Genomic DNA, 26,279 nt, shown 5'->3' with positions numbered 1-26,279 from the left:
ATATGTCTACCAGTGTCCGGATCATGACGAGGTCATGGTCACGAGGTGAGGCCGTCTCTGGGAAGCGACACCGCTGATCAGCAGGCTTGAGCACATGACAGAGGTGCTCCGCCTTGACGCGGTGAGCAAGGTGTACGGGAAGGGACAGGGCGCGGTGGCCGCCCTGCGCGAGGTCTCGGTGAACATCCCGGGCGGGAGCTTCACCGCGGTGATGGGACCGTCGGGTTCGGGCAAGAGCACGTTCCTGCACTGTGCGGCGGGGCTGGACACGCCCTCCTCCGGCTCGGTGCGGCTGGGCGGCACGGAGCTGTCCGGCATGGACGAGACCCGGCTGACGGAGCTGCGCAGGCAGCGGATCGGCTTCGTGTTCCAGGCGTTCAACCTGGTCTCGTCCCTGACCGTGCTGGAGAACATCACGCTGCCGATGCGGCTGGCCGGGGCGCGGGCCGACCGGGCGTGGCTCGACGAGATCGTCGGGCGGGTGGGGCTGGCGGGCCGCCTCGGGCACCGCCCCGCCCAGTTGTCCGGCGGGCAGCAGCAGCGGGTCGCCATCGCCAGGGCGCTGGTGACCCGGCCGCAGGTGGTCTTCGGCGACGAGCCGACCGGCGCGCTCGACACGATGACGGCCCGTGACGTGCTCCGCCTGCTGCGGGAGGTGGTGGACGGCCTCGGCCAGACCGTGGTGATGGTCACCCACGACCCGGTGGCCGCCTCCTACGCCGACACCGTGCTGTTCCTCGCCGACGGCCGGATCGTGGACGCGATGGCCGCGCCGAGCGCGGAGAAGGTCGCCGACCGCATGACCCGGATGGGGGCGTACGCGGCATGATCACGGGACTCGCACTGAAGACCCTGCGGCACCGCGGGGCGGCGTTCGCGGGGGCGTTCGTGGCGCTGGTGTGCGCCGCCGCGCTGGTCTGCGCGTGCCTGATGCTGCTGGAGACCGGCCTGCGGGGCGACATCGCGCCGGAGCGCTACGCGGGCGCGCCGCTGATCGTCGCGGGCGACCAGAACGTCCACGAGACCGTGGCCAAGTCCTCCGGGAAGGTCAAGACGAAGGCCAAGCCGCTGTCGGAGCGGGTCTGGATTCCCGAGGCGACGGCGGCGCGGCTGCGCGGCCTGCCGGGCGTCTCCGAGGTGCTGACCGAGGTGACGTTCCCCGTGGACGGGCACGCTCTGGGGCACGGGTGGGAGTCGGCCGGGCTCACGCCGTTCACCATCGGGCGGGGCCGCCCGCCGCGCGGGGACGGCGAGGTGGTCGTGGACGCCCGCTCCGGCCTGTCCGTGGGCGCCGCTCTCGACCTCCGGGGGAAGGCCTACCGGGTCGTGGGCGTCACCGCGCAGGCCCTGCCGAGCCAGGACACGGTGTTCTTCTCGACCGCCGAGGCCCGCCGGCTGGCCGGGCGCCCGGGTCTGGTGACCGCGATCGGCGTGTTCCCCAGGATGGGAATGCACGTGGACGTCTCGCCGGCGCTGACCGATCGTCTCCTGGCCTACACCGGGGACGAGCGCGGCACTGTGGAGTTCCTCGACGCGGAGCAGGCGCGGGTGCGGCTGATCAGCCTGGGCGGCGCGCTCGGTGGCACGTCCCTGCTGGTGGCGATCCTGGTCGTGACCGGCACCTCCGCCCTCGCGGTCCAGCAGCGGCGGCGCGAAATCGCCCTCCTCCGCGCGGTCGCCGCCACGCCCGGGCAGGTACGCCGGCTGCTGGGCGGCGAGGCGTTGCTGGTCGGCCTGGTCGCCGGCGTCGTCGGGTCGGCGGCCGGCATCGGCCTCGGGTTCTGGCTGCGCGGCCGGTTCGTCGAGCTGGGCGCCATGCCGGCGAACCTGCGCCTGGTGGTCAGCCCGTTCCCGGCGGCGGCCGCCCTGCTCGCCGCCGTGGTGGCGGCCTGGGCCGCGACCCGTCTGTCGGTCCGCCGCACCGCGCGGATCCGGCCCGTCGAGGCGCTCGGCGAGGCCGCCATGGGCGGGAGCCGCCTGCCCCTCGGCCGGTCGATCGCGGGCGTCCTGTGCGTCGCCGGTGGGATCGCGCTGACGCTGGTGCTGTCGGGACTCGAGACCGAGGCGGCGTCGAGCCCGGTGACGATGCTGACCGCGCTCGTCTGGACGGTGGCCGTCACCCTGCTCGGCCCGGTGCTCGCCCGCGTCGCGACCGCCCTGCTCGGTGTCGCGCTGCGCGCCTCCCGCGCCGGATACCTGGCGGCGCGCAACCTGCGGACGGGCCCGGGACGGATGGCCTCCGTGATGGCGCCGCTGACCCTTCTGGTGGCCATGACCTGCACCATCCTGTTCAGCCAGACCACGATGGGGCACGCGTCGGCCGCGCAGGCCGCCGCCGGCACCCACGCCGACTACGTGGTGAGCGGCGCGACGGCCGACGGCGCCCTGATCGAGGCCGTGCGCCGCGTGCCGGGCGTGCGGGCCGTCACCTCGGTGGTGCGCACCTCCGTGCGCGTCGGGCTGGACAAGTACGGCGCGCAGGGCGTCGACGGCGGCGGGCGGCCGATCGGGCAGGCCGTGGACCTCGGGGTCGTGTCCGGCTCGCTCGACGGCTTCGGCGCCCGGTCGGCCGCGCTGAGCGAGTCGGCCGCCTCCAGGCTCGGGCTGTCGGCCGGCGAGACCCTCACGCTCACCCTGGGCGACGGCACCCCGGCGGAGCTGAAGGTCGTGGCGATCTACTCCCGCGGTCTCGGCTTCGGCGACCTGACCCTGCCGTACGCGCTGGTCGCCGCCCATGTCGACGACCCCTCGGGCACCCTGCTCGTCGAGGCCCCCTCGGTCCCGCGTGCGGCCCTGGCCGCCGTGGCTCCGGTGGTGTCGCCGACGGAGGGGACCGGGACGCAGGCCCCGAACGCCGAGGTCAACTACGTGGCCATGGGATTGATCATCGCGTTCAGCGCGATCGCCGTGGTCAACACGCTGGCCATGTCCACCACGGACCGGTCGCGGGAGCTGGCCCTGCTCCGCCTGGTCGGCGCGACCCGGCGGCAGGTGCTGCGCATGCTCCGCCTGGAGACCCTGAGCGCGCTGGTCGTCTCCGTGCTCGCCGGGACCGGCATCGCGTTCGTCACGCTGTCGGCCTTCGGCCGGGGGATGACCGGGTCGGCCCTGCCGTACATCCCCCCGGCCGGCTACGCGCTGGTGATCGCCGCCGTGGCCGCGCTCGCCCTGGTCGCCACGAGCCTCCCCGCGCGTCTCGCCCTGCGCGCCCGCCCGGCCGAGACCATCGGCGCCCGCCAGTAGACCCTCTTCCCCCCCACGCTCGAAGGACGAAATCGTGAACCGCATCGCATCGGCAGCCGCCGTGATCTCCCTGTCCACCGCCCTCGTCGCGACCGGGGCCCCGGCCGCCGCCCACGCCGCCCCGGCGTGGACCTCCTGCGGCACCGCCGCCGGGCTCGACCCCCGCCAGGAGTGCACCACGCTCCAGGTCCCTCTCACGTACGGCAGGCCGGGCGGGGGCACGATCTCCCTGGCCGTCTCCCGGATCCGTACGGCGCGGCCGGGACTGCGCAGGGGCGTGCTGCTGCTCATCCCGGGAGGCCCGGGCAGCCCGGGCCTGAGCAGGCCGAGCGCGATGGCGCAGCGCCTGCCGGGCGCCGTGCTCGACCGCTACGACCTGGTCGGCTTCGACCCGCGGGGCGTCGGCCGGAGCTCGCCCGTCTCCTGCGGGCTCGCGCACGACGACCTGGCGCCCACCCTGCTCAAGCCCTACCCGTCCGCCGACGGGGGAATCGAGCGGAACGCCGCGTGGTCACGCAGGATCGCCGACGCCTGCGCCCGCAACGGCGGCCCCGTGCTGCGCAGCATCAGCACCCGCACCGAGGCCAGGGACATCGACGCAATCCGCCGGGCCCTCGGCGAGCAGCGCCTGTCCTACTGGGGCGTCTCCTACGGCACGTACGCCGGAGCCGTCTACGCCACGATGTTCCCCGGCCGGACCGACAGGGTGGTCCTGGACAGCAACGACGATCCCGACCCGGACAAGGTCGCCCGCGCCTGGCTGGCCAACTACTCGGTGGGCGTCGACGACCGCTTCCCCGACTTCGCGGCCTGGGCCGCCGCCCGTGACGGCGAGTTCGGCCTGGGCGCGGACGCCGCGGCGGTCCGCCGCACCTTCCTGGACCTCGCCGAGCGCCTGGACCGCGCCCCGATCCCCTGGCCGGGCGCGAACCCGGCGCGGCTCGACGGCGCGGTCCTGCGAGAGACCATGCTGAACGCGCTGTACTCCGACGCCGGGTTCCCCGCCCTGGCCGGGCTCATGCGGGCGGCGCTCGGTCCGGGTCCCCTCCCGGCGCCCTCCACCGCCCCGGACGAGGCGATGCAGAACGCCGCGGCCTCGGCGGCCGCGACCCTCTGCAACGACGTCGAGTGGCCGAGCTCGCTCGACGCGCACCGGCGGCTGGTGGCCCGTGACCGGGCGGCCCACCCGCTGACCGCCGGCATGCCGGTCAACATAGGCCCCTGCGCCTACTGGCCCTACCGGCCGGCCGAGGCGCCGGTGCGGGTCACGGCGAAGGGACCGTCCAACGTCCTGCTCGTGCAGAACCTGCGCGATCCGGCGACGCCGTACAGCGGCGCCCTGCGGATGCGCGAGGCCTTCGGGAGCCGGGCGCGCATGGTCGCCGTCGACTCGGGCGGGCACGGGTCCTACCTGGTCAACGGCAACGCCTGCGGTGACGACGCCGTCACCGCGTTCCTGGTCGCCGGTGAGCGGCCGGCGCGGGACATCGTCTGCGGATAGGGGTCACAGGCCGAGGGCGACGGAGAGGTCCTTCTTCAGGGCCTCCAGGTCCTGCGCGGCCCTGGCCCGGGCGGGCGCGACGTCCTCGCCCTCGACCGGTACGACGACCTCCAGGTAGCACTTGAGCTTGGGCTCGGTGCCGCTGGGCCGGACGACGACCCGGGCGCCGCCGGACAGGCGGTAGCGCAGGCCCTCGGTCGGCGGCAGCCCCGCCACCCCCCGGGACAGGTCCTCGGCGGACTCCACCGTCCGGCCCGCCAGCTCCATCGGCGGGTGCGTGCGCAGGCGCTCCATGGCCTGCGCGATCAGCGACAGGTCCTCGACCCGGACCGACAGCTGGGCGGTCGCGTGCAGGCCGTACCGGCGGGCCTGGTCGTCCAGCAGGTCGAGCAGCGACCTGCCGTCCCGCTTGGCGGCGGCGGCCATCCCGGCGACGACGAGGGCGGCCCCCACGCCGTCCTTGTCGTGGACCGGCAGGCCGGCGTCCGACCCGACGCTGTAGCCCAGGGCCTCCTCGTAGCCGAAGACCAGCCCGGGGCCCGACTTCATGATCCATTTGAATCCGGTCAGCGTCTCGGCGTGCCGCACGCCGTGCTCGGCGGCGATCCTGGCGAGCAGCGACGACGACACGATCGAGGTGGCGACCAGCCGGTCGTCCCCCGAGGTGTGCCGCAGCACGTGCTCGGCCAGCAGGCCGCCCACCTCGTCGCCGGTGAGCATGCGGTAGCCGCCGCCGGGCAGCGGGACGCCGGCCGCGCACCGGTCCGCGTCGGGGTCGTTGGCGATCACCAGGTCGGCGCGGGTCGCGGCGGCGAGTTCGAGCGCGAGGTCCATCGCGCCCGGCTCCTCCGGGTTGGGGAACGCCACGGTGGGGAAGTCCGGGTCGGGCATCGCCTGCCGGCTCACCATGACCGGCACCTCGAAGCCCGCCGCGCGGAACGCCTCGGAGACGGTCGTGCCGCCGACGCCGTGCAAGGGCGTGTACGCCACCGCGATGTCGCGGGCGTCGCCGATCGGGAGCGCGGCCAGTGCCCGCAGGTACGGCACGACGATGTCGTCGTGGCCGAGGGTCCGCCAGCCCTCGCCCAGCGGCAGCGCGTCCACCCGGCCGACCGCGTCGATGGCGGCGGAGATCTCCTCGTCGATCGGCGGCACGATCTGCGCGCCGTCGCCCCAGTAGACCTTGTAGCCGTTGTCCTGGGGCGGGTTGTGCGAGGCGGTGACCATGACGCCCGCGTCCGCGCCCAGGTGGCGCACGGCGAACGCCAGGACCGGGGTCGGCCATTTGGCGGCCATGACCGAGGCGCGCAGACCCGCCCCGGTCAGCACGCGGGCCGTGTCGGCGGCGAACACGTCGGACTTGTGCCGCCCGTCGTAGCCGATCACCACGTGGCGTCCGGGGCCGAGGACGCGGGCCAGCCCGGCGGCCGCCCGCATCACCGTGACCCGGTTCATCCGGTTCGGCCCGGCCCCCAGCGCGCCGCGCAGGCCCGCCGTGCCGAACTCCAGCTTGGCGCCGAAGCGGTCCTCAAGCGCGGCGAGATCGTCGCGCTCCAGGACCGCGTCGAGCTCCGCCCGCGTCTCGGGGTCGGGGTCCTGGTCACGCCACTGTCCGGCGAGCCGTACGAGATCGGTCATGGGTGCCCCCTACAGCTTGTCGACGACCTGGGCGAGCAGGACGCCCATGCGGGCGGCCGTGGCCCGGCCGACCTCCAGGACCTCCTCGTGGTTGAGCGGCTCGCCCACCAGGCCCGCGCCGGGGTTGGTGACCAGGGAGATCCCGAGCACCTCGGCCCCGGCCTCCCGCGCGGCGATCGCCTCCAGCACGGTGGACATGCCCACCAGGTCGCCGCCGAGCGTGCGCAGCATGCGGATCTCCGCCGGCGTCTCGTACGTCGGGCCGCGGAAGGCGACGTACACCCCCTCGGCCAGCGTGGGGTCCACCGCACGCGCGAGGTCGCGCAGGCGCTTCGAATACACCTCGGTGAGGTCGATGAACGTCGCGCCGGTGATCGGGTTGTCGCCGGTGAGGTTGATGTGATCGCTGATCAGAACCGGGTCGCCCACATTCTGGGTCTCCGGGCGCAGCCCGCCCGCCGCGTTGGTCAGCACGACCGTGCGCACCCCGGCCGCGACGGCCGTGCGCACCCCGTGGACCACCGGCTCCACCCCGCGGCCCTCGTAGAGGTGCGTACGGCCGAGGAAGATCAGGGCGTTGAGCCCGGCCGAGGTGCGCACCGCCCGCACCGTGCCCGCGTGACCGGCGACCGCGGGCGGGGAGAACCCGGGCAGTTTCGTCACCGCGAGTTCGGCGACCGTCTCGCCGATCGCGTCCGCGGCCGGGACCCAGCCCGAGCCCATGACGAGGGCGACGTCGAAGGAAGAGATGCCGGTGAGGTTCCTCAGCGTGGTCGCGGCCTCGGCCGCCAGGTCATATGGGGTCACTTTGCTGAGGGTACAGAAGCGCATGAACCCGGCCGATAAGTGCCGGGCCGTGTCAGTCGCCGAGCTTCTTGCAGGGCCGGGTGCGCAGCCACGTGACGTAGTCGTCGGGCGCGCCCGCCTTCTCCGCGGACTCGGCCAGGATGCCGATGTACCGCGCCGACGGCAGCCCGCCCTCGTAGGAGTCCAGCACGTACGACCAGGCGAGCACGTCACCCTCCAGCGTCGCGACGCGGAGCCGGACCTTGCGGTAGAGGCCGAGGTCGGTGCCCATCCAGCGGTCGAGGGACGCCTCGTCCCACTCCGGGACGTCGTACAGGACGACGAATACCTGCTCGTCGGCGTCCTCGACTATCGTGGCGAGAGCGCCCTCCCAGCTGACGTCCTCGCCGCCGAAGGTGAGCCGCCAGCCCGGGAGCCAGCCCGTTCCTCGCATGGGCGAGTGGGGAGCCCACTCCGCCATCTGCTTGGGGTCCATGTTGCTGCCGTAGGCCGCGTAAACAGGCACGGCACACAAGCCTAATCCAAGATCCCGGAAGTTGGACGGGTAGCGCGCGCACGGGGTGTGGCGAGAGAAATCCGCGTAGTCGGCCCGTTACGCGGCCCTCGCCGGGAATACGAAGCCAGGATGCGTGACAATGGAGCATGTGACAAGGATCGTGATCATCGGTGGTGGCCCCGGCGGATACGAGGCGGCCCTGGTCGCCGCGCAACTGGGCGCCCAGGTCACCGTCGTCGAGGAGGAGGGTCCCGGCGGGGCGTGCGTGCTGACCGACTGCGTGCCGTCCAAGACCCTGATCGCCTCGTCCGTCCGTAAGCAGGCGCTTCTCGACGCGTCGTCCCTCGGGGTCCGCTTCGACGGCGGTCTCGACGGCGACGCCGGCGGAGTGGCCGTGGACATGATCGACGTGAACAAGCGCGTCAAGGAACTCGCGCTGGCGCAGTCGAACGACATCGCCGCCCGGCTGGCCGCCGAGGGCGTCGAGGTCATCCGCGCCCGGGGCCGTCTGGTCGATCCCCAGGTGGTGCGGGCGGGGGACCGGACGATCCGGGCCGACGTGGTCATCGTGGCGACCGGCGCCCACCCGCGCGTGCTGCCCGGGGCCGAGCCCGACGGCGAGCGCATCCTCAGCTGGCGGCAGCTGTACGACCTGGAGGAGCTGCCCGAGCACCTGATCGTGGTCGGCTCCGGCGTCACCGGCGCCGAGTTCGCCGGCGCCTACCGGTCGCTCGGGTCGCAGGTCACGCTGGTCTCCTCGCGGGACCGGATGATGCCCAACGAGGACGCCGACGCGGCCGAGGTGCTGGAGGAGGTCTACCGGCGGCGTGGCATGAACGTCATGGGCCGCTCGCGCGCCGCCTCCGTGAAGCGCACCGCGCACGGCGTCGTCGTGACGCTGGAGGACGGCCGCACCGCCGAGGGCAGCCACTGCCTCATGACCGTCGGCATGGTCCCCAACACCTCCGGGCTCGGGCTGGAGGACAACGGCGTGCGGCTCGACCGCAACGGCTTCATCGAGGTCGACAAGGTGTCGCGGACCTCCGCGCCCGGCGTGTACGCCGCGGGAGACTGCACCGGCGTCCTGATGCTCGCCTCGGTCGCCGCCATGCAGGGCAGGATCGCGGTCTGGCACGCGCTCGGCGAGGCCGTGCAGCCGATCCGGCTGGCCACGGTCGCGGCCAACATCTTCACCGACCCCGAGATCGCCGCCGTGGGCGTGTCGCAGCGGCAGATCGAGTCGGGCGAAATCGAGGCGAACGTCGTCAAGCTGCCGCTCGCCACCAACGCCCGGGCGAAGATGCAGGGCTTCAACGACGGTTTCGTGAAGCTGTTCTGCCGTCCGAACACCGGCATCGTGCTCGGCGGCGTCGTGGTCGCCCCGCGGGCCTCGGAGCTGATCCTGGCCGTGTCGCTGGCCGTCCAGCACCGGCTGACCGTGGACCAGATCGCCCACACCTTCGCCGTCTACCCGTCGCTGTCGGGCTCGATCACCGAGGCGGCCCGCCGCCTCATGTCCCCGCTGACCGCCGGGGGCATCTGACCCCCGTCAGTCCGCGCACGCCGCGCCGACGGGGACGCGGGCGGCCGCCGGACGCGGCCGCAGTGCCCGCGCCGGCCAGATCATCGCCGCGAGCATGCACGTCACCAGGGCGAACGCGAACGGGAAGGCGAACGTGCCGGCCAGCCAGCCGGTGACGGGAGGCGCCACGAGCCCCGACATCCAGGTGATCGTCGCGACCCCCGCGACGCCCTCGGCGGGGGTCCGGGCGACCCGGCCCGCCGCCGCGAACACCAGGGGCACGACGACGGCGACGCCCGCGCCGAACAACGCGAACCCGGCGATCACCGGCGCGGGAGTGCGGAAGGCGACCACGATCACGCCGCCGAGCACGGCGGTGACGGCCCCGGCGCGCACGGTCGCGACCGGCCCGAGCCTGCGCACCACGAAGTCCCCGGCGAGCCGCATCGCGACCATGCACGCGGTGAACACGGCGTAGCCGGCCGCGGCGACGCCCGCTCCGGCCCCGGCGACGTTCGTGAGGTAGATCGCCGCCCACTGGCCGCTGGCCCGCTCGGCGAAGGTGGCGAAGAAGCCGATCAGTCCGATCAGCAGGACGGCCCTCGGCGGCAGCGTGAACCGCGACGGCGGCTTCTCGTCCGGCGCGGGCCCGTCGTCGAGGAGCGCACGGCTTGCCGCGGCGCCCGCGGCCACCAGCGACACCGCCACGAGGAGGAGATGCGCACGGGCGTCCAGGCCCGCCTGCGCGGCCATCGCTCCGACGCCCGCGCCGCAGAGGTTGCCGACGCTCCACATGCCGTGCAGGCCGGACATGACCGGACGGCCGAGCCTTCGCTCGACGAGCACCCCCTGGGCGTTCATCGCCAGGTCGCACATCCCGGCGGCGGCGCCGGACAGGAGGAACCCGGGCACCAGCCACAGGGGCCCCGGCGCCAGCACGGGCAGGGCCAGGGACGCGCACCACAGGGCAAGGAGGGTCCGGGTCGTCACCCTGGCCCCGAACCGGTAGGCCAGCCGGGCGGTCAGCGGCATCGTGAGGAAGGAGCCGATCGGCGGGCAGAGCAGGATCAGCCCGAGGGCCGCGGTGGTGATGCCGTGGTGCTCCTGAAGCCACGGCATCCGGGTGGCGAGGGTGCCCGCCACCGCTCCGTGTACGGCGAAGACGAGGGCTGTGGCCCGTTGATGTCTGTCTCGCATACGGCTAAATTAACAGGCAGGGTTCCTGATAAAAAGTGGGTTTCTCATGAAGACCGCGACGCCCCAGCTCGCGCGGGCCATCAACGACCGGCTCGCCCTCGATCTGCTGCTGGAACGTGGCCCGCTGACCGCGCCGCAACTGCGCGCGCTCACCGGCCTGTCCCGCCCGACCGTGTCGGACCTGATCGAACGCCTCCAGGTCAACGGACTGATCCGGGTCACCGGGGAGAGCGGCGGCGACCGTCGCGGCCCCAACGCCAGGCTCTACGGCATCGTCGCCGACCGGGCCTTCGTGGGTGGTGTGGACGTGCGGCGTGACGTGGTCAACGTGACGGTCGCCGACATCACCGGCGCGACCGTGGGCTCGGCGACGCGGCCTCTCGGCGACAACCTTCCCGCACTGGTCGCGGAGGCGCTCACCGAGGCGGCCGGCGCACGTGCCATGCACGCGGTCGTGATCGGCGCGCCCGGCATGGTCGACCCGCAGACCGGAGACCTGTCGGCGGGCAACGTCGAGCCCGCCTGGCGGCCCGGGCTCCTCCCGGCCCTGCGTACTCTGGTCGACGCACCGGTCACCGTGGAGAACGAGGTCAATCTGGCCGCCGTCGCCGAGCACGCCACCGGGGCGGCCGCCGGGCGGGACGATTTCGCGCTGCTGTGGCTCGACGACGGCGTCGGCGCGGCCGTCGTGCTGGACGGCACGCTCCGCCGGGGCGCCTCCGGCGGCGCCGGCGAGATCGGCTTCCTCGGCCGGCTGGACATCAAGGTGTGCGACCTGCTGGGCGCACAGGCCGTCTGCGGACTGGACCTCCCGGCTCTGGCGGACAGGGTCGCGACGGCGGCGTTCACGCTCGTCGCCGTGCTCGATCCGGGCCTCGTCGTCCTCGGCGGCGCCACCAGCCTGGCGGGCGGCGACCCGCTGGCGGCCCTGGTCGCCGAGCGCCTGACGGAGGTCTCGCCCGTCCCCGTGCACGTACGCGTGAGCGGCATCCCCGACAATCCCGTCCTGAGGGGCGCCGTCTCCACCGCTCTGTCGATCGCCCGCGACGCCGTCTTCGGGCAGGGCCGCCGCTGACCGGCGGACGCCGGCCCGCCCGGTGGCCCGCGGGGGGCCGCCGGGGCGGGCCTGCCCGCGGCCGGGGGACGGTCAGCGGTTGCCGGCGCCGGGCAGCCGTGATCTGACGGCGTGCAGCGCCTGCCGCCCCCGCGCCACCGCCACGGCCGCCCCCTGCAGGTCGTACGGCGTCTGGGCGACGTGCAGCGCCTGCTTGGCCGCCTCGTACGCGTCGAGCGCCGCGCGCCACTCATAGGTCGGGCCGCTGACCTGGTTGATCTTCATCTCGAAGTCGAGGGCGTCGATCTCCTCGCCGAAGCGGGTCACGTCCTCCTCGGCGGCGTGCCTGGCCACCGCCATCTCGGCCACGAACCGCTCCTTGCGCCGGTGCGCCACCCCCCACAGGATCAGCGTCAGGCTCAGGCCGAGTCCGGACACGATGACGAGAATGAGCGCGGGCGACGGGCCCTTCGGGCGGACGACCTTCCCGGGCACGTCCTGCGCGGGGGCGGTCGTCTCGTCCGCGGCCGTGTCCTCCTCGGCGGTCGCGCCGGGCGCGACGGCGTCGTCGGGAAGGCCGGTGGGCGTGCCCCGGGCGCCGGTGAGGTCCGCGTCGTCGGCCTGGATGAAGGAGGCCTTGTCGACGTTCGCCCCGTGGAAGTCCGCGCCGTCCAGCTCAGCCTGGGTGAACTCCGCCTCCGACAGGTCGGCGTCCCTGAGCACGGCGTGCTCCAGGTGGGCCTGGCCGAGCTTGGCCTCGCCGAGCTTGGCCCGGGTGAAGTCGGCCGTACGGCCCTTGATCTGCCCGAGCGTGGCGTCCTTGAGATCGGCGTCCACGAGTGTGGCGTCGGTGAGGTCGGCCTGGGTGAGCACGGCCCGGGTGAGGACCGCGCCGGTCAGGTCGGCGTGCGGGAACTCGGCCTGTACGGCGTCCACGTCGGCGAGGTTCGCCCCGCGCAGGTTCGCCTGCTTGGCCCGCGTCTGACCCAGATCGGCCTCGCTGAGGTCGGCGCCGCGCAGGTCGGCGTAGTCGAGATGCGCCTGGCCGAGGTCGGCCTCCTTCAGTGAGGCTTTGCGCAGGACGGCCCCGGTGAGGTCCTTGCCCGTGAGATCCACGGCGTCCAGCTTCGCTCCCGTGAGGTCGGCACACCGCATGCTGTACGGCAGCGTGGCGCCGGTGAGGTCCTTGCCACGCAGTTTGGCGCCGCTGCCCGGTTTGCAGGGAGCCGACGCCGCGTGAGCGGCGGTCGCGGGGAGCGAGAAGAGGAACGCGAGCGACAGAGCGGCGACGAGGGCAGGGACGAGACGACGCACGGGGGGCCTCCTGAGGGGAACGCCCCGAGTGTCCCACGCGATCTTTGACCGCCACTTGCAATCCGCTGACCGGCCCCCGGCGATCGGCCGACGGCGTCCTCGCCGGGCGAACAGACGGAGCGGCCCGGGTGGCGATCCGGGAAGCCGCGGCTGGTTCTCACGCGGCGATCCGGGAACCGGCGGGTGGTGTGGCGATCCGGGAAGCCTCGGCTGTGTTCCGTGTGGTGATCCGGGAACCGGCGGCTGCTTCTCACGCGGCGATCCGGGAACCCCCGGCAGGCTCGTGCACGGCGATCCGGGGACCCGGCCGGGTGGTGCGTGGCGATCCGGAGACGCCCGGCGGTTGCTCCGTGGCGATCCGGGCACCCCTAGCGGGCATTTGCACGGGATCCGGCGACCTCCAACCCCGCGGCGGGTTCTCGCGTAGCGGTCCGGGAACCCCCGGCCGGTCGCCGGACATGACGGAGGGGCGGGCCGTCGGGCCCGCCCCTCGTCGATGCCGCGCCGCAGCGCTCGGGCGTTACCAGTCGCCTCCGCGCGCGGAAGCGCTCGGGCGTTACCAGTCGCCTCCGCCGAAGTCCCCTCCGCCGAAGTCGCCGCCACCCCAGTCGCCGCCTCCGCCGAAGTCTCCTCCGCCGCCGCCGAAGTCGCCGCCCCAGTCACCGCCGCCGGCGTCCACACCCGCGGCGTAGCCGGAGTCGTACCCGGCGCCGTAGCCGCCGTGGCCCCAGCCGCCGAAGGCGCCGCCGAGCATCGTGCCGACCATCATTCCGGTGAGCAGGTCGCCGCCGAAGCCGCCGTAGTAGCCGTAGGCGTAGGGCTGGTAGGCGGGACCGGCGTCCCAGTAGGGCCGGCGCTGGCCGTTGACCATGACCTCGCGCATCTGCGGGTCGAAGCCGCGCTCGACCGCCTCGGCGTCGGCCGCGCAGGCGGGGACGTCGCGCACCGCGCCGCCGGGCGGCGCCCAGCGCACGTTGCGCACCGACGGGCCGTGCTGGGGGTTGAAGAAGCACGGGGGCAGCCGCTCGGGCAGCGGCTGGTTGTTCACCCGCGCCTTCACACAGGCCAGCGCGTAGCGGCCGTCCTCCAGGGTGGAGGTCACCGTGCGCAGCTCGTCCGCCCGCCGGACCGCGGCCAGCTCGTTCTTGGCCCGTTCGTAGGAGTCGAGCGCCCGCTGCCAGTCCGTCGTCGTCTCGGACTGCGGCAGCATCTTGACGTCCATGTCGAGCGCGGTGATCTCCTCACCGAACTTCGTGACGTCCTCCTCGACCGTCTGCTTGACGGCGGCGAGCTCGGCGGCCTCACGCTCTTCGCGCTTGCGCTTGTTACGACGTCCGACGATCCACAAACCGGCACCTCCCACCACGGCGATGCCCAGGATCCCGACGAGCACACCCGAACCGCCGCCGCCGCCGACCGTGGTGCCCCTGGCGCGGGCGCCCTTGATGTCGCCCTCGCGCACCAGGTTCACCCGGTTGACGAAGTCCTTCATGCCGGTGACCACGTCGCTGTTGGAGTTCGTGGACAGCCGGGCCAGCACGCCCGGGGCGTTCCTCGGCAGTTCGGTCGACCCCGCGAACAGGCTCGTACCGTCGAGGAGCGCCACGGTCGCGCTCGACTTGCCGGCCTTGTCGAGTTCGGTCAGGAGCTGCGGGATGTAGGTGCTCACCTGGCTCGTGCTCACGGTGCCGTCGGGCATCGCGACCACGTAGATCTTGGACTTCGAGTCCTTCAGCGCTTGGCGGATCTCGTCCTGCTGGCTGGACGACAACGGGGTGCCGCTCATGGCGTACAGCGGGTTGCCGCTCTTCCAGGACGACAGGACCGTGGCCGGGTCCGGGGGAGCCGCCGCCATCGCGGCCGGGGCGAGTGCGAGCAGTGTGATGAGCCCGGCGAGCAGCGCCGCCAGGGCGGCCCCCACCCGGCCGAGCGGTGTCTTCATGGTCACGGCTTCAAGCCTCCTTCGCCCTACTGGACGAACGGCAGGGCGTGATGGTTCCTCCACAAACACCTATCGTTCCGCATCGGCGACGAGGCATGCGTCCTTCCGTCCGGCATGTGGCCCTCGCTCCGGTCGCCGAAGTGTCCGTCCCGATCCGCCGCCGGGCGTACGCCCTGCTCAGGCGTCCTTGATCTCGCACAGGACGGCCCCGGCGGTGACCGTCTGGCCGACGGCGGCGGCCAGGCCGGTGACCGTGCCGCCCTTGTGGGCGGTGAGCGGCTGCTCCATCTTCATCGCCTCCAGGACGACGATGGTGTCGCCGGACTCGACGGTGTCGCCGTCGGCGACGACGACCTTGACGATCGTGCCCTGCATCGGGCTCACCAGGGAGTCACCGCTCGCCGCGGCCTTCTTGGCGCCGCTCGCGCCGGACCGTCGCGGCGCGGCCTTCCTGGACGCGCCGGAGCCCCCCGTCGAGCCCGGATTCGACGACCCCAGCCCGGCGGGCAGGACGACCTCCAGGCGCTTGCCGCCGACCTCGACCGTGATGCGTTCCCGCTCGGCGGGCTCCGCGGCGCCCACCTCGCCCTCGTACGGCGCGATCGTGTTGGCGAACTCGGTCTCGATCCACCGGGTGTGCACGGTGAACGGCTCGCCGGTGAAGGCGGGGTCGTCCACCACGGCCCGGTGGAAGGGCAGCACGGTCGGCATGCCGCCGATCTCGTACTCGGCCAGCGCCCGGCGCGCACGCTCCAGCGCCTGCTTGCGGGTCGCGCCGGTGACGATCAGCTTGGCCACCAGCGAGTCGAACGCCTGCGGCACGCTCATTCCGGTCTCGTATCCGCCGTCCAGCCGCACCCCGGGCCCGGACGGCACCCGCATCGAGGTGATCGTCCCCGGCGCGGGCAGGAAGCCCCGGCCCGCGTCCTCGGCGTTGATCCGGAACTCGATCGAGTGTCCCCGCAGCACCGGGTCGTCGTAGCCCAGCGGTTCGCCGTCGGCGATGCGGAACATCTCGCGGACCAGGTCGATGCCGGCGACCTCCTCGCTGACCGGGTGCTCGACCTGCAGCCGGGTGTTGACCTCCAGGAAGGAGATGGTGCCGTCCTGGCCGACCAGGAACTCGCACGTGCCGGCGCCGACGTAGCCCGCCTCGCGCAGGATCGCCTTGGAGGAGGAGTAGAGGAGTCCGAGCTGCTCATCGCTCAGGAACGGCGCCGGGGCCTCCTCCACCAGTTTCTGGTGGCGGCGCTGCAGCGAGCAGTCGCGGGTGGACACGACGACCACGTTGCCGTGGGCGTCGGCCAGGCACTGGGTCTCCACGTGCCGGGGCCGGTCCAGGTAACGCTCGACGAAGCACTCGCCGCGGCCGAAGGCGGTGACGGCCTCGCGCACCGCGGATTCGTACAGGTCGGGGATCTCCTCCAGGGTGCGGGCCACCTTCAGCCCGCGGCCGCCGCCGCCGAACGCCGCCTTGATCGCGATCGGCAGGCCGTGCTGCTGCGCGAAGGCGACGACCTCCTCCACCCCGGAGACCGGGTCGGGGGTGCCGGCGACCAGGGGAGCGCCGACGCGCTGGGCGATGTGGCGGGCCTGGACCTTGTCTCCCAGGGCGGTGATGGCCGCGGGCGGCGGGCCGATCCAGATCAGCCCGGCGTCGATGACGGCCTGGGCGAAGCCGGCGTTCTCGGCGAGGAAACCGTAGCCGGGGTGGACCGCGTCGGCACCGGTCTGCTTGGCCACCGCGAGGATCTTGTCGATGGACAGGTAGGTCTCGGCCGGGCTCTGCCCGCCGAGCGCGTGGGCCTCGTCGGCGACCCGCACGTGCAGGGCGTCCAGGTCCTGGTCGGCGTAGACCGCGACGCTGGTCAGACCGGCGTCCCTGCACGCCCGGGCGATCCGTACGGCGATCTCACCACGATTGGCGATCAGGACCTTGTGCACCGTGTCCATCCTTCCCTCGGGCCCCTGGTTACGAGCCTTGCTGGATTTTAAGCATCTGCCACGGCCCGACGGCGTCCGCCCCCTTGCTGAGTGGGACTGTTGTCGGAACTGTTTTCGCCGCCTCCGGTTCTCATCGCCGGTATGCCTGTTTCGAACCGGCATCGTCGGTCAAGTCCGACAGGTTAGGCTGATCACTCATGCGGGGACCCGGCCTTCTGGCGACCGTGCTGGCGCTGCTTCTCGTGGCACCGCCCGCGCCTCCCGCACAGGCGCACGCCGCGCCCGTGCGGTGCGCGCCGCGCAAGGGCAGCATGCAGGTGGCCGAGCCGTGGGGGCAGCGCAGGCTCGACCCGAAGCGCGTGTGGCCGCTCACCACGGGTGAGGGGGTCACCGTCGCGATCATCGACAGCGGAGTGGACCTGACGCATCCGCAGATCCACGTGGCCAAGTCGGTGGACTACACCGGGACGGGGCACCGCGACTGCGTCGGGCACGGCACGGCGGGCGCCGGAATCATCGCCGCCCAGTATCTGAAGGGCGTCCCCTTCCACGGCGTCGCGCCCGGCGTACGGCTGATCTCCCTCAAGCAGACGAACGAGGAGAACGGCGACCCGGACACGCTGTCCAAGGCGATCGTGGACGCCGCCGACTACGGCGCCGACGTGATCAACATCTCGATCCAGACCCAGGACAACCCCAAACTGCGGCAGGCGGTGGCGTACGCGCTCGGCAAGGACGTGGTGATCGTGGCGGCGGCCGGCAACATGACCGCGGAGGACGGCACGCCGGAGCCCGCCTACCCCGCGGCGTATCCGGGGGTGCTCGCCGTCGGGTCGGCCACCCCGGACGGCAGGCGCGCCGACTTCTCCAACACGGCCACCCCCGTGGCGGTGCTGGGGCCGGGGCAGGACATCACCTCCACCTGGCCCGGACGCTCGTACATGGGCGGGCTCGAAGGCACCAGCTTCGCCGCGCCGTACGTCGCGGGGGTGGCGGCGCTGGTGCGTGCCCGCCATCCGAAGCTGAACCAGGAGCGGGTGCGGTGGCGCATCACCGCCACGGCGGACGGCGGCGTGGGGGCGGGCACGGGCGCCGGGATGGTGAACCCGCTGCTCGCCGTCACCGCGATCCTGCCGCTCGAGGCCGTCGACGCCCCGGTCATCGCGCCGCCGGCGCCGGCTCCGCTGCCGCCGGGCGCCGTGAGCAAGGCGGCTCCGGTCGACCAGGGGGCGATCGACCTGGCGCTCACCATCGCGGTGGCGGCGCTGTGCGCCGCGGGCCTGATCGTGGCCGTGCGGGTGTTCGTGCCGATGGGCCGGCGCAGGGGGTGGCGTCCCGGCCGCGAGAGTTGACACGCCGGCATTGGGTAATTGACGCTTCAATGTTTTGGGCTGGCGAAAACTGCTGCTTTGCGTCGGGTGCTCTTGGTTGAATGATCCTGATCAGGTCGCTTTTTCAGAAAGGACTGAGATGCACCCTTTACGGCCGGGTGATCCCGAGCAGATAGGCGAGTACGCCATCCTGGGACGGCTGGACGAGGGGCCCCGCGGCGACGTCTATGTCGGCAAGGAGTCCGGCGACGACGCCCCTGTGCGGGTGATCAAGCTGTTGGCCGCCGAGCCGGGTTCGGGGCAGGCCGTCCTCGACCGGCTCACTGTGGCCACACGTGTGTCCAGCTCATATGTGGCCCGCACGATCGCGGCGGGCCTGCTCGGCGATCGGCCCTACGTCGCCAGGGAACACGTCGAGGGGCGCAGTCTGGCCGCCGCCGTCGCGGCCGGGGGCCCGCTCTCCGGCGAGGCGCTCGAACGGGTCGCGGTGGGCCTGCTCACCGCGCTGACCGCGGTGCACCTCGCCGACCTCGCACACGGCGCGCTCACCCCGCACAACGTCATCGTCTCCGACGACGGGGTCAAGCTCACCGACGTCGCCGTCGGGCCGCCGGTGGGTGAGCCGGCCTACCGCGCGCCCGAGCAGATCAGGGGCGGGCGGTTCGACGCGTACGCGGACATGTTCGCCTGGGCCGCCACGGTGGTCTTCGCCGCGACCGGGCGGCCGCCGTTCCCGCAGGATCCGCAGGCGGTGCTGAACGCGCCGCCCGACCTCGGCGGCCTGGAGGAGCGGCTGCGCCAGGTCGTGCTGCCCGCGCTGGCCAAGGAACCGGGGCAGCGCCCCACCGCCTACGCCGCGATGCTGCGGCTGCTCGGCGGCGACGCCGGGGCGCAACCGGCGGCGGGCCCGGCCTCGGGAGTGGTGCTGCCTCCACAGGCGCCGCAGCCTCCACAGCTCGCGCAGCCGCCGGTCGGGGGAGTCCCCGTTCCGCCGGCTCCGCAGCAGACGTGGGGCCCGCCCGTGCCACAGCAGCCCCAGCAGGCGCCGGCCGCCTCCTGGCAGCCGCCCGCCATGCCGCAGGAGCAGCCCCCGCAGCAGACGTGGGGGCCGCCGACCGCCCAGGGCCAGGTCGAGCCTGCCAGGCGCAGGCCCTTCCCCGTCGGCCTCGCGGCGGCGGTCGGCGCCGTGGTCCTGCTCTCCGGAGTCGGCCTGTGGGGCGCGGGCCGGTACGCCGAGGTCCAGCTGTCGCCGGCGGCCGCGGAGCGCGCCGCGGGGCAGAACGGCTCCGGCGGCAAGGTGGCCGCGGACCTCACGGACGCCGGTGGCGGGGCCACGGGCGGCGGGGCCGGAGGCGGCGGGGCCGGAGGCGGCGGGCAGAACCCGACGGCGGCGCCGCAGGTGACGGTGCCATGGGCGCTGTCGTCCGACGACCCGGACTCCCCGGTGCAGCCGCTGGTGTTGCCGAGCGAGTGGCCGACCGACGGCCCGGTGACGCCGGAGCTCACCTCGGTCCCGACCCCGGGCCCGATCGTGCCGGTGCCGACCCAGCCGGTGGTCCCGCCACCGCCGCAGCCGACCGGCCAGACGCAGCCGACGGTCCGGGTCACGACCACCGCCACGGTCATCGCGACGCCCAGCCCGGTGGCGACCGAGCCGACTCCGGAGCCCCCGCCCACGCAGTCGCCGAGCCCGGCGGCCACCGAGACGCAGGAGCCGGTGCCGAGCCCGGACGAGCCGAGATGGCCCGGCCGGCACAGCCGGAACGCGACGCCGTCGCCGACCACCGCCGAGCCGTCTCCGAGCCCGGTCGCGCCTTCGCCGAGCACGACGGCCGCGCCGACGCGGACGGCGACGCAACCGGCGACACCGCGCCCGACCGCCACGGCGCCGCGTCCGACCGCGACCTCCCGGCCGACCGTGCGGCCGACCGTGCAGCCGACTGTGCGGCCGACGGTCACGAGGACGACGACCCCGCCGAAGCCGACGGTCACGGCGAAGCCGACGGTCACGGCGAGACCGACGCTTACGGTGAAGCCGACGACCGAGGCGCCTAAGCCGACCCGCACCGCCGCTCCGGTCAGGAACCCCTACACCCCCGAGCAGGTCTGCGGGGCGGGCTTCTCCGTGCAGCGCAGCAGCACGCTGACGGGTGGCGCCATCTACCAGCTCTACAACGCGAGCACGGGAGAGAACTGCGTCGTCACGATCAAGACGGCCGACGTCGGCAAGGCGACGCCCGTCTCCGCGACCCTGGAGGTCCAGGGCGGCGTGACCAAGACCGACAGCGGTAGCTACGAGTACTACGCCGGCCCGGTGAAGCTGCAGGCCAAGGGCAAGTGCGTCCGGTACCTCGGCCGCGTCGGCGGGGCCGGCGCGAGCGCCGACTGGGGCAACTGCGGCTGACGAAGCCGGGAGGCGGACCGGAAGGTCCGGGTCCGGACAGCCGCTGATCAGGAAGGCCGGGCGGGCAACCGCCCGGCCTTCCGCGTGCCGCGCCCGAGCTCTCGCTGCCGTGCCCGGCCTTTCGTTTGCCAGGACCGGGGCGTGACCTGCTAGGACCGCCCTGGATAAGCCCTCGGGCGGCCCCCGATCTGCCACGGCCGGCCACGACTGGGCCTCGGGGGCCCATCGCCCGCCGTTCTGCGTGCCGTGCTCGGCTTTCCGAGTGCCCTGCCCGGCCGCGCGCCGGCCGCCGCCCGGCGCGAGCCCGCGCGGGTGGCTCAGTATCCCCGGTAGCCGGTGCCGGTCTTCATGCCCACCACGCCGGGCACGGCCGAGACCGAGCCGTAGCGCTCGATGGCGTACCGGACGCCCGCGACGATGTTGTCCACGGGGTTCCAGATGTCCTTGTGTCCCGGCAGCGACCAGCGGTTGAACGTCGGGTCGATGGTCTGCATCAGCCCCTTCGACGGGGTTCCCGCGGCGGCGTTCGAGTCCCAGTTGTTGATCGCGTGCGGGTTCCCGCCCGACTCGTGCCTGATGATCATCCAGATGTCGTCCCGGTTCATCTTCTCGGCCGGGTAGCCCTGGGCCCTGAGAATCGCGACGGCCTGGTCGATCCACTCCTTGACCTGGCCCGTGGGCGCGGGCCCGCCGCCGGGCGGAGGCGGGCCGCTGGGGCCGTAGCCGCCACCCGTGCCGCCCGCGCCGCCGCTCAGGCTCGTCTGGCCGTACGACGCGTACGTCGGGTGCGCCTTGTCGCCGGGGGCCCCTGTATGGCCCGTGTAGCCCGGGTCGCGGCGCCAGTCGACCTTGTGCCCCTGGCGAGGTACGAAGTCCTGTTTGCCTGGATCCGGGATCTTGGCGAAGGTGAGCGCGCCGTCGCGGTAGTCGGCGCCCAGCCGGGTGCCCAGCGTCTTCGCGGCGTCGCCGACGGCCGTGGTCACCTGCTCCAGATGCGGCCGGGCGTCCTCGACGCCTCGGGAGACGATGGCCCGCAGTCCCTTGTCCAGCTCCTCGTCCGTGACGTCCTTGTTGCGGGTGCGGTAGGCCGCCGCGTCCGCGACCACGCCGGCGCAGATGCCGTCGATCTTCGACTTGGCGCTCTCCAGCGCGGTGGCGACCTTCTCCAGCGCGCCCGCGCACGTGACCAGAGCGTCGTGGAGGCCGTCCGCCGCCTTGCCGTACCTGTTCATGTAGCCCACGAAGGCGTCGGCGGACAGGCCCTGCCAGGCGGCGTCCACCGTGCGTACGGCCCGGCCCACGCCGCCCGCGTAGTCCTGCGCGTCGACGGCCGCGCCGCGCCACTTCTTGGCGATGTCGCGGATCCCGCCGGGATCGCCGCTCACCTTCTCCGCCATGGCGGCCAGCTCGGCGCCGCCCGGCAGATCCCCGACCCCACTCATGTCTCCCCCTCGCCTGGCGGCTCGGGGTCGCCTGAGCGAGGCGCGCTGTGCTTACTGATTCGCTCGCTCATGCCCGCATCGACCCGGATGTGGCCTTGTGGGCGGTCCGGACGTTGTCCTGGACCGCCTCCAGTGCCCGCTCCACGCCCTTCAGCTTGGTCCTCGCGTCGGACGCCTCCGCGGTCAGCGCGGCGTAGGCGGTGTCGACCGCCTCCGCCAGCGCCGCGGCGCCGTCCACGTGCCCGAAGGCGGCCGCCCGGGTGCCGGGCGTCTCGGGAAGACCGCCGTGCAGGCTCTCGTACTGGCCCCAGGCCTTGCTCACCGCCGTACGGCAGCTCTCGAGCGCCTGGAAGTGGATGTCGAAACCGGCCACGTACCGCTCCTTTCCAGCCCGTCACTCGCTGTCCGCCGGAGGCAGGAACGCGGTCTGGGCGAGCCGCGCGCCGAACCTCCTGTCGACGTGGTAGCCCCGGCCGGGCGGCAGGGGATGCGCCCGGACGTTGCCGAACAGGTAGCCCTCGTCCTTGTTGCCCGACAGGATGACGGCGGGGCTGGCCATGTCCTTCAGCTTCTGGATGACCGGGTCGTACATGGCCCGGCCGGCGCCGCCCATCTGACGCGACAACACCAGGTGGAGCCCGATGTCCCGCGCCTGCGGCAACAGGTCCACCAGGGGCAGCAGCGGATTGGACGAGGTGGCGACCAGGTCGTAGTCGTCCACGACGATGTAGACGTCCGAACCCTGCCACCAGCTCCTCGTCCGCAGCTGCTCGGGGGTGAGGTCGGCCGGCGGCAGCCGCTTGAGCAGGGCCCCGCGCACGTCGTTGACCAGCTCCTGGGCGGCGGTGCTCGACGCCGCGTAGCCGATGCGGTGGGCGGTCGCGGCCGAGTCGAGCAGCGACCTGCGATAGTCGACGACGATCATCATCGCCTCGTGCGGCTGCCGCCTGGCCACCAGTCCCTCCGCGACGAGCCGCAGCAGGTTCGACTTGCCGCTCTCGGTGTCGCCCAGGACGACGAAGTGCGGGTCGGCGTCGAAGTCGAGCAGCACGGGCGAGAGCGTCGCCTCGTCGATGCCGATCGGGATCTTCGGTCCCGTCTCCTCGGGGCTCGGCAGCGAGGCCGCGGGCAGCACCGGAGGCAGCAGCCGGATCGCCGGCGCGGGCGGGCCCTGCCAGGCGTCCCTGACGGCGTGCACCAGCCCGCGGACGCCCGCGGCGAGGTCCTCGGAGCTCTGCACGCCGTCGATCCGCGGCAGCGCGGACAGGAAGTGCAGCCCCTCCTTGGTGAGGCCGCGTCCCGGCACGCCCTCGGGGACCGCCAGCGACGCCTTCCTGTTGACCTCGGACTCGTAGGCGTCGCCGAGCTTGAGCTCGACCCTGGTGCCGAACAGGTCGCGGATGCTCGCCCGGAACTCCGACCACTTGTTGGTGGCCGCGACCACGTGGATGCCGTACCCGAGGCCACGGGCGGCGATGTCGGTGATGACCGGTTCGAGCGACTCGAACTCCTGCCTCAGCGTGAGCCAGCCGTCCACGACCAGGAACACGTCGCCCCAGCCGTCGCCGTCGCGGCCGGACTCGGCGCGCATCCGCCGGTAGGCCGCGACCGACTCGATGCCGTGCTCGGCGAAGTCCGCCTCACGCCGCTCCAGAATCGTGGAGATCTCGGCGACCGTGCGGCGGACGCGGTCGGCGTCGAGACGGCTCGCGACGCCGCCCACGTGCGGCAGCGCCTCCAGCGAGGCAAGGGAGCCGCCGCCGAAGTCGAGGCAGTAGAACTGCACCTCGCGCGGCGTGTGCATCAGGGCCATGCTCGTGACCAGGGTCCGCAGCACCGTGCTCTTGCCGCTCTGCGTGCCGCCCGCGACGCCGACGTGGCCCGCGCCTCCCGACAGGTCGAGCCAGTAGGGGTCGCGGCGCTGCTCGAACGGCCGGTCGACGATGCCGACGACCGCGTGGAGCATCCCCCGGCCGCCCCAGCCCGCGGTGGTCAGGCCGTACTCGGGGGTGACGGACAGCGGCGGCAGCAGGTGGGCCAGCGTCGGCGGCTCGGCCAGCGGGGGCAGCCAGATCCGGTGCGCGGGCGGACCGTGGCCGGTGAGCCGGCCGACCACGACGTCGAGCAGGCTGTGCCGCGGGCCGCCGGGCTCCTCCGTGGGCGCCAGCTCCTTGGACGGCTCGGTCACCTCCACCACGGGAGCGAAGGCCGGGCCGTACTCCACCACGTCGCGCATCGGCCGCCCGGCCTCGCCGGGGGCCGCCCGCCCGGGGTCGGCGTGGTGGGGGCCGGACACGTAGGCGGCCTTGAACCGGGTCATCCCCGTGGTGTCGTACTTCAGGTAGCCGTTGCCCGGCGCGGGCGGCAGCTCGTAGGCGTCGGCGACGCCGAGGACGACCCGGCTCTCCATCGCCGAGAACGTGCGCAGGCCGATCCGGTACGACAGGTGGGTGTCGAGGCCGCGCAGCCGGCCCTCCTCCAGGCGCTGGGAGGCCAGCAGGAGGTGCACGCCGAGGGAGCGGCCGAGCCGTCCGATCATCACGAACAGGTCGATGAACTCCGGCTTGGCGGTGAGCAACTCGCTGAACTCGTCGATCACGACGAACAGGGTCGGCATCGGCTTGAGGTCCGCGCCCTGCTCCCTGGCCCGCTCGTAGTCGCGCAGCGAGGCGTAGTTGCCGGCGGCGCGCAGCAGCTCCTGGCGGCGCACCATCTCGCCGTGCAGCGCGTCGTGCATGCGGTCGACGAGCGGCAGCTCGTCCTCCAGGTTCGTGATGACCGCCGACACGTGGGACAGGGAGTCGAGGCCGAGGAACGTGGCGCCGCCCTTGAAGTCCACCAGCACGAAGTTGAGGATCTCGGAGGAGTGCGTGATGGCCAGGCCGAGCACCAGGGTGCGCAGCAGCTCGCTCTTGCCGGAGCCGGTCGCGCCGATGACCAGGCCGTGCGGCCCCATGCCGCCCTGCGCGGACTCCTTGATGTCGAGCTCGACGACCCGTCCGTCCGCGCCCAGGCCGATCGGCACCCGCAGCCGGTTGCGCCCGGCGCGGGGCTGCCAGATGACCGCGGGGTCGAGGTGGACGGGGTCGCCCACGCCGAGCAGGTCGGTGAGCGAGGTGTTGACGCCGAGCACGTCCTGCGCCTCGCCCTGGGCCCCGGCGGAGGCGCGCAGCGGCGCGAGCTGCCGGGCCAGCCCCTCCGCCTGGGGATAGCCGAGGCGGTCGGGGTCGCCGAGCCGGTTGCCCGACCGCCGCCCCGCGTGGTCGATCTTGACCATGTGGAAGCCGTCGGGCTGCACGTCCAGCCGGAGCGTGATCGCCTCGGGCACCGGCCCGGTCGAACCGGACAGGTCGATCACCGTCACGCCCTGGATGGCGTCCGAGCCGAGCTGGCTGTCGTGCGGCACGTGCCCGCCGTCCACGATCACCACGTGGTACGGCAGGGCGTCGGCGGAGGCGCCGGGACGGAACCGGGCCCGTTCCCTGAGCTCCTCCCCGACCAGCGTGTCGAGGTGGGCGAGGTTCTCCGCCATGAGCCTGACCTGGCCCGCCGCGTCGGTCTGGTCGGGGTGCAGGGCGTGCGGCAGCCACTTGGCCCACTCCCAGTGGGGCATCCACTCCTTGCTCGCGCAGATCATGATCCGCATGTCGTCGGGAGAGTGGAAGACGACGAGCTGCGCGATCATCGCCCGCACCAGGTCGTGCATCGCCGCGGAGTCGCCGGTGAGGTGGATGCGGGCGAACGAGTGCAGGGCGACCGCCACGGGCAGCCCCGACACCGTGGCGTGCGCCCGGACGAACCGGCGCAGCGCGCCCGCCGACAGCGCGTCGAGGTCCTCCACCGGCTTGGTGTCCGGCGGGACGAGCTGGATGGCCAGCTTCTGCACGCCGGTGCCGAGCCGTACGGTCGCGAAGTCGTCGTCGCGCGGCCTGCGCTCCCACAGGCGCGGCCCCATCGCGATCCACCACAGCGACTCGGGCGGCGGCCCGCTCCACTCCAGCGCCTCCCGCTGCTGCACGGCCGCCCTGCGGACCTTCCTGCGGATCTGCGACAGGTAGCGGAAGTAGTCGCGGCGCAGCCCGTTGAGGCGGTTCCTGCGCTCTCCGGCGTTGCGCCCGAGCTGGCCCATGCTCATGCCGACCATCGAGACGGCGAACAGGCCGCTGGCCACGTACATCAGCGGGTTGCCGGTGCCGCCCGCCGTGAACATCAGCGCCATCGCGGCGCCGCCGGCCAGCATCGGCACGTACGTGAGCACGGACATCAGGCCCTGCGGCTGGACCTCGGGAATCTCCGGTGGGGATTCCAGGAGAATCTCACCGCGGGGCGGTTTGGGGCCCGGGCGGCGCTCGGGGCGCGAGACGACGACAATGCTCATCTGACTGACTTTTCTACCAGGTTTGCCGATATTTTCGGGCTGTCAGAGAGATCTTCGGGAGAGGAT

General features: G+C 73.4%; 17 protein-coding genes. 7 read left to right on the top strand and 10 right to left on the bottom strand.

The genetic code is table 11. The features are described 5' to 3' along the window. The first annotated feature begins 94 nt into the window (after nucleotides 1-94). From AAH991_RS10035 to AAH991_RS10025, 3 genes are read left to right on the top strand one after another with little or no spacing between them, the layout of a single operon-like run. Nucleotides 95-829, top strand: a complete 735-nt coding sequence (locus AAH991_RS10035; RefSeq protein ID WP_346225489.1) for an ABC transporter ATP-binding protein — start codon at nucleotides 95-97, stop codon at nucleotides 827-829. Continuing rightward, nucleotides 826-3,243, top strand: coding sequence for an FtsX-like permease family protein (locus AAH991_RS10030; RefSeq protein ID WP_346225488.1), 2,418 nt, complete (start codon nucleotides 826-828; stop codon nucleotides 3,241-3,243). Before AAH991_RS10035 ends, AAH991_RS10030 begins: the two co-directional genes overlap by 4 nt. A 34-nt stretch (nucleotides 3,244-3,277) precedes the next feature. Then, the gene (locus AAH991_RS10025; protein ID WP_346225487.1) at nucleotides 3,278-4,744 is read left to right on the top strand and encodes an alpha/beta hydrolase; all 1,467 of its coding nucleotides are present in this window, start codon (nucleotides 3,278-3,280) and stop codon (nucleotides 4,742-4,744) included. Between the two features lie 3 nt (nucleotides 4,745-4,747). Here AAH991_RS10025 and AAH991_RS10020 read toward each other — a convergent pair whose 3' ends face one another. Genes AAH991_RS10020 through AAH991_RS10010 form a run of 3 tightly spaced genes read right to left on the bottom strand, consistent with a single transcriptional unit; the run spans nucleotide 4,748 to nucleotide 7,694 of the window. Beyond that, the gene (locus AAH991_RS10020; protein ID WP_346225486.1) at nucleotides 4,748-6,382 is read right to left on the bottom strand and encodes a phospho-sugar mutase; all 1,635 of its coding nucleotides are present in this window, start codon (nucleotides 6,380-6,382) and stop codon (nucleotides 4,748-4,750) included. 9 nt (nucleotides 6,383-6,391) lie between these two features. Continuing rightward, nucleotides 6,392-7,189, bottom strand: a complete 798-nt coding sequence (locus AAH991_RS10015) for a purine-nucleoside phosphorylase (RefSeq protein WP_428833966.1) — start codon at nucleotides 7,187-7,189, stop codon at nucleotides 6,392-6,394. Nucleotides 7,190-7,241: 52 nt separating this feature from the next. Next, nucleotides 7,242-7,694 (bottom strand): gamma-glutamylcyclotransferase family protein, encoded by a 453-nt coding sequence (locus tag AAH991_RS10010; RefSeq protein ID WP_169985433.1) that lies wholly within the window; start codon nucleotides 7,692-7,694, stop codon nucleotides 7,242-7,244. 139 nt (nucleotides 7,695-7,833) lie between these two features. Between AAH991_RS10010 and AAH991_RS10005 the strand changes: the two genes are divergently transcribed. Continuing rightward, complete coding sequence (locus AAH991_RS10005; protein ID WP_346225484.1) at nucleotides 7,834-9,228, top strand: NAD(P)H-quinone dehydrogenase; 1,395 nt, start codon at nucleotides 7,834-7,836, stop codon at nucleotides 9,226-9,228. A 6-nt stretch (nucleotides 9,229-9,234) separates the two neighbouring features. Here the strand turns inward: AAH991_RS10005 and AAH991_RS10000 are convergent, their stop codons facing one another. Then, nucleotides 9,235-10,404 carry an MFS transporter gene (locus tag AAH991_RS10000; protein ID WP_346225483.1) on the bottom strand — a complete coding sequence of 390 codons (1,170 nt, stop codon included), beginning with the start codon at nucleotides 10,402-10,404 and terminating at the stop codon, nucleotides 9,235-9,237. Between the two features lie 46 nt (nucleotides 10,405-10,450). On the opposite strand from AAH991_RS10000, the gene AAH991_RS09995 reads away from it, so the two are divergent. Further along, nucleotides 10,451-11,479: an ROK family transcriptional regulator gene (locus AAH991_RS09995; RefSeq protein ID WP_346225482.1), complete on the top strand. Its 1,029-nt coding sequence runs from the start codon at nucleotides 10,451-10,453 to the stop codon at nucleotides 11,477-11,479. 72 nt (nucleotides 11,480-11,551) lie between these two features. On the opposite strand, the gene AAH991_RS09990 is transcribed toward AAH991_RS09995, so the two are convergent. The 3 genes from AAH991_RS09990 to AAH991_RS09980 all read right to left on the bottom strand — a co-directional run bounded on the left by AAH991_RS09990 (nucleotide 11,552) and on the right by AAH991_RS09980 (nucleotide 16,658). Continuing rightward, nucleotides 11,552-12,772, bottom strand: a complete 1,221-nt coding sequence (locus tag AAH991_RS09990) for a pentapeptide repeat-containing protein (RefSeq protein WP_346225481.1) — start codon at nucleotides 12,770-12,772, stop codon at nucleotides 11,552-11,554. 556 nt (nucleotides 12,773-13,328) lie between these two features. After that, a complete protein-coding gene (locus AAH991_RS09985) occupies nucleotides 13,329-14,714 on the bottom strand; it encodes a hypothetical protein (RefSeq protein ID WP_346225646.1) in 1,386 nt (461 codons plus the stop codon). 177 nt (nucleotides 14,715-14,891) lie between these two features. After that, complete coding sequence (locus AAH991_RS09980; RefSeq protein WP_346225480.1) at nucleotides 14,892-16,658, bottom strand: acetyl/propionyl/methylcrotonyl-CoA carboxylase subunit alpha; 1,767 nt, start codon at nucleotides 16,656-16,658, stop codon at nucleotides 14,892-14,894. 197 nt (nucleotides 16,659-16,855) lie between these two features. Here AAH991_RS09980 and AAH991_RS09975 point away from each other — a divergent pair, with 197 nt between their 5' ends. After that, entirely contained in the window at nucleotides 16,856-18,010 is a 1,155-nt protein-coding gene (locus AAH991_RS09975) for a S8 family serine peptidase (protein ID WP_346225479.1), read from the top strand. Between the two features lie 118 nt (nucleotides 18,011-18,128). Then, nucleotides 18,129-20,393 carry a serine/threonine protein kinase gene (locus tag AAH991_RS09970; protein WP_346225478.1) on the top strand — a complete coding sequence of 755 codons (2,265 nt, stop codon included), beginning with the start codon at nucleotides 18,129-18,131 and terminating at the stop codon, nucleotides 20,391-20,393. 317 nt (nucleotides 20,394-20,710) lie between these two features. Here AAH991_RS09970 and AAH991_RS09965 read toward each other — a convergent pair whose 3' ends face one another. From AAH991_RS09965 to eccCa, 3 genes are all read right to left on the bottom strand, one after another. Next, nucleotides 20,711-21,835, bottom strand: a complete 1,125-nt coding sequence (locus tag AAH991_RS09965; protein ID WP_346225477.1) for a transglycosylase SLT domain-containing protein — start codon at nucleotides 21,833-21,835, stop codon at nucleotides 20,711-20,713. 67 nt (nucleotides 21,836-21,902) lie between these two features. Then, nucleotides 21,903-22,208 carry a hypothetical protein gene (locus AAH991_RS09960; RefSeq protein WP_346225476.1) on the bottom strand — a complete coding sequence of 102 codons (306 nt, stop codon included), beginning with the start codon at nucleotides 22,206-22,208 and terminating at the stop codon, nucleotides 21,903-21,905. A 21-nt stretch (nucleotides 22,209-22,229) separates the two neighbouring features. After that, on the bottom strand, nucleotides 22,230-26,213 hold the full coding sequence (eccCa, locus tag AAH991_RS09955) for a type VII secretion protein EccCa (protein ID WP_346225475.1): 3,984 nt from the start codon (nucleotides 26,211-26,213) through the stop codon (nucleotides 22,230-22,232). Between the last annotated feature and the right edge of the window lie 66 nt (nucleotides 26,214-26,279).

This window comes from Microbispora sp. ZYX-F-249 (assembly GCF_039649665.1).
Classification (GTDB): Bacteria; Actinomycetota; Actinomycetes; order Streptosporangiales; family Streptosporangiaceae; genus Microbispora; species Microbispora maris.
The sequence above is the reverse complement of the archived record's forward strand: the minus strand, read 5'-3'. Positions and strand labels throughout refer to the sequence as shown.

Coding starts and splice junctions, on each gene's coding strand:
- AAH991_RS10030 (WP_346225488.1), top strand. CDS start 826: ATGATCACGGGACTCGCACTGAAGACCCTGCGGCACCGCGGGGCGGCG.
- AAH991_RS10035 (WP_346225489.1), top strand. CDS start 95: ATGACAGAGGTGCTCCGCCTTGACGCGGTGAGCAAGGTGTACGGGAAG.
- AAH991_RS09985 (WP_346225646.1), bottom strand. CDS start 14,714: ATGAAGACACCGCTCGGCCGGGTGGGGGCCGCCCTGGCGGCGCTGCTC.
- AAH991_RS09970 (WP_346225478.1), top strand. CDS start 18,129: ATGCACCCTTTACGGCCGGGTGATCCCGAGCAGATAGGCGAGTACGCC.
- AAH991_RS09995 (WP_346225482.1), top strand. CDS start 10,451: ATGAAGACCGCGACGCCCCAGCTCGCGCGGGCCATCAACGACCGGCTC.
- AAH991_RS09965 (WP_346225477.1), bottom strand. CDS start 21,835: ATGAGTGGGGTCGGGGATCTGCCGGGCGGCGCCGAGCTGGCCGCCATG.
- eccCa (WP_346225475.1), bottom strand. CDS start 26,213: ATGAGCATTGTCGTCGTCTCGCGCCCCGAGCGCCGCCCGGGCCCCAAA.
- AAH991_RS10020 (WP_346225486.1), bottom strand. CDS start 6,382: ATGACCGATCTCGTACGGCTCGCCGGACAGTGGCGTGACCAGGACCCC.
- AAH991_RS09975 (WP_346225479.1), top strand. CDS start 16,856: ATGCGGGGACCCGGCCTTCTGGCGACCGTGCTGGCGCTGCTTCTCGTG.
- AAH991_RS10000 (WP_346225483.1), bottom strand. CDS start 10,404: ATGCGAGACAGACATCAACGGGCCACAGCCCTCGTCTTCGCCGTACAC.